We start from the raw sequence: 3,270 nt of genomic DNA on the forward strand, positions 1-3,270 counted from the left end.
GCCCTATGAAAAGAGCGTGTCATATGGCGGAGGTACTGCCCTGGGCCCCAACGCTATCTTGCAAGCTTCCTGGCAACTGGAAGAATGGGATGGCAAAAGCAAACCCTGCGATGAAGGTATTTATACCTGTGAACCAGTGGATTGCAGTGTCGCCCCTCAGCAAGTTATTGATAATATTGCTAAAGCGACAGCCGATATCATTAAAGCTGGCGCCATGCCGGTTGTACTTGGTGGTGAGCATACGGTGACTTATGGTGTGATTAAAGGCTTGCGTGATGCCGGTATCGATGATTTTGGCATTGTGCAGATTGATGCACATGCTGATTTGCGTCAGGCGTATGAAGGTGATTTTCTTAGTCATGCTTCTGTCATGAAACGTGCTGTCGATATGGGTATTCCTCTTTACCAACTCGGTATACGTGCTTATTGTGAAGAAGAAATGGCATTTCGTGACGAATTCGGTGTGTTATATCAGGATGCGGATGAGTTAGTACCCAACCGCATTCAGTCAATCGAGTTGCCAGAGGATTTTCCACAAAAAGTGTTTTTCACACTGGATATTGATGGCATGGATCCTTCTGTTTTTCCTTCAACAGGAACGCCAGTGCCAGGTGGACTGGACTGGTATCAGACACTCAATTTATTCGAGTCGGTAGCCAAACAGCGTGAAATTATCGGTTTTGACATCATGGAATTTGCGCCCATTGAAGGGTTCCATGCTTATGATTTTTCAGCGTCTTTACTCACGTATAAATTAATGGGCATCGTACAACGAAACCGTTATTAATCAACGGAGCTAGAGCGCGATTCAAAAAACAAATAAATCAAATGGCCTGTTTGTAGGCTAAGGATATGAGGTAATGAAGAAATTAAGTCTTTTCCTCATTCCATGAAACAGATAAAATTCGGCCTTTTTCTACTCTTTGGGATTTTTCATCATGAATCAAGCTACAGTAAAACTGTTGGAAGACTACTACAATGCATTTAACCGCGGTGATATGGATGCATTTCTTAATATGCTGACAGACGACGTGATTCATGATGTAAACCAAAGTGGTCGTGAAATTGGTAAAGAAGCATTCAAGAAGTTTATGGATCGTATGAATGCGCACTACAAAGAAAACATCGTTGATATTTCTATCACCACCAATGATGCTGGCGATCGTGCAGCGGTTGAGTTCACAGTATTAGGTGAATATATGTCAACTGATGAAGGTCTGCCAGAAGCCGCTGGTCAAACATACCGTTTACCCGCAGGCGCATTTTTCGTGGTGCGTGACGGTAAAGTCGCTCGTATTACTAATTACTACAACTTAGAAGACTGGATCGCCCAAGTCGCAGGCTAAGAGGTGTGCGATGTTAAGACTGGAAAGACTGTCTGGCGATAAGCTCAATCAATACATTCCGGAGCTTGCTGAGCTCCGGATTCGTGTTTTTCGTGACTTTCCTTATCTTTATGATGGGGATCTGACATACGAAGAAAAATATCTTCAAACTTATATTGAAGCGCCTGATAGCGTGATTGTGCTGGCTTTTGATGGTGACCATGTAGTGGGTGCCTCTACCGGTATTCCGCTGAAATATGAAACCGACGAAGTCAAAGCCCCTTTTATCGCCGCTGGTTATGATATTGACAAGATCTTTTACTGCGGTGAATCCGTTTTATTGTCTCAATACCGCGGGCAAGGTGCAGGTGTGGCATTTTTCGATGAGCGTGAAGCCCATGCTCATGAGATAGGTGGTTTCGATTACAGCTGTTTTTGTGGGGTTCAACGCCCTGAGGATCATCCATTGAGACCCGCTGACTATCAGCCTCTTGATAATTTTTGGCGTAAACGCGGCTATGAAAAACATCCAGAATTGAATACCACATTCAGTTGGAAAGAAGTGGATGAAGCGCTTGAGTCACCAAAGCCAATGACATTCTGGATGAAAAAAATCTAATCTTTTTGTGCGAAGAGAGTGCTGACTTGCGTGACTCTTTTTGTGCAATGCCCGTGGAAAAATAAATGAGCAAAGTGAAAGCAGCGGTAGCCCAATATGATATTGGCTTTTTCGCACAGTGGTTTGAGTTTGAAGATAAGTTGACCCAATGGGTAAGTCACGCAGCTAAAAATGGTGCCAAACTACTGGTCTTCCCTGAATATGGCAGCATGGAACTCGCTTCACTTTTTGGGGAGTCGGTTTATAAAGACTTGGGCAAGCAGTTGCATTCCATGCAAGATATATATGCCGACTACGAGGCTTTATACGCCCAGCTGGCGAAGCAATTTGATGTCATGATTCTGGCGAGCTCTTTCCCCGTAATACAGTCGGATGGTAGCTTTAGAAATCGAGCTAATCTATACGGTGTTGAGGGACTGATTGATTATCAGGATAAACTCATCATGACTCGCTTCGAGAACGAACAGTGGCTGATTCATGCTGGTCAGGATATTAAGGTGATTGATACCGATATTGGTCGTCTTGCTATTAATATTTGTTATGACAGCGAGTTTCCATTGATTGCCCATGAACAAGTGCAGGCGGGTGCTGATGTGGTCTTAGTACCAAGTTGTACTGATACACAAGCCGGCTTTTATCGTGTCAGAATTGGTTGTCAGGCTAGGGCGTTGGAAAACCAGTGTTACGTCCTGCAGTCGCCGACATTTGGTGAAGCCTTATGGTCAGAAGCAGTTGATGTGAACACAGGTCGTGCCAGCATTTACACCCCGGTTGATTACGGTTTTCCTGATAATGGTATTTTGGCTGAAGGTTCAGCTGATACAGCACAATGGGTGTATGCAGATTTGGATGTGAATGAGATAGCTCGTGTACGCCAGCAGGGACAAGTATTTAATTATCGCGATTGGCCCTTGCAAAATACGTTGCGAGGCCCCAAATTAGATTGATAACGAACGCCGTCTTACAGATGGCGTTTTTTTTAGTTATCAGTTTAGTCAGACCATACGCATTTAGCGTCTGATACAAAAAAACAGAAAAAGTGCGAGTCTGTGTCGATTACGCACTGAATAGACCGGAGTGAGCCATGTTAGATAATGCACAGATTAAGCAGATTATTAATGACTTTCAGGACCCATCAACCGAGATAAAACTGGGGGAGACCAATCCAGGGATTATGGTCGCAGAGGAGTCTGGAAAACAAATCGTCTCTGTGGTTCTGCGTTATCCGGTCAAAGGCTACATCGATGAGCTTAATCAATCATTAACATCAGATCTACAGCAAGCCGGGGCTGACAATGTCAATGTTGTTGTCTCAAGTGAAATCAT

4 protein-coding genes and 1 pseudogene are annotated in these 3,270 nt (G+C 44.0%); all 5 read left to right on the forward strand.

Annotation, left to right across the window (positions count from 1 at the left end):
• Positions 1-787: agmatinase (speB, locus tag B4K20_RS10840; RefSeq protein ID WP_289282893.1), on the forward strand; the 787-nt coding region annotated here is incomplete at its 5' end.
• A 151-nt stretch (positions 788-938) separates the two neighbouring features.
• Positions 939-1,346, forward strand: a complete 408-nt coding sequence (locus B4K20_RS10845) for a ketosteroid isomerase-related protein (protein WP_286304395.1) — start codon at positions 939-941, stop codon at positions 1,344-1,346.
• A 10-nt stretch (positions 1,347-1,356) separates the two neighbouring features.
• Positions 1,357-1,944, forward strand: coding sequence for a GNAT family N-acetyltransferase (locus B4K20_RS10850; RefSeq protein ID WP_286304396.1), 588 nt, complete (start codon positions 1,357-1,359; stop codon positions 1,942-1,944).
• 65 nt (positions 1,945-2,009) lie between these two features.
• The gene (locus B4K20_RS10855) at positions 2,010-2,891 is read left to right on the forward strand and encodes a carbon-nitrogen hydrolase family protein (RefSeq protein WP_289282894.1); all 882 of its coding nucleotides are present in this window, start codon (positions 2,010-2,012) and stop codon (positions 2,889-2,891) included.
• 137 nt (positions 2,892-3,028) lie between these two features.
• Positions 3,029-3,270: pseudogene (locus B4K20_RS10860) on the forward strand (iron-sulfur cluster carrier protein ApbC); the annotation flags it as partial.

This window comes from Methylophaga sp. UBA5088 (assembly GCF_002414625.1).
GTDB classification, from domain to species: domain Bacteria; phylum Pseudomonadota; class Gammaproteobacteria; order Nitrosococcales; family Methylophagaceae; genus Methylophaga; species Methylophaga marina.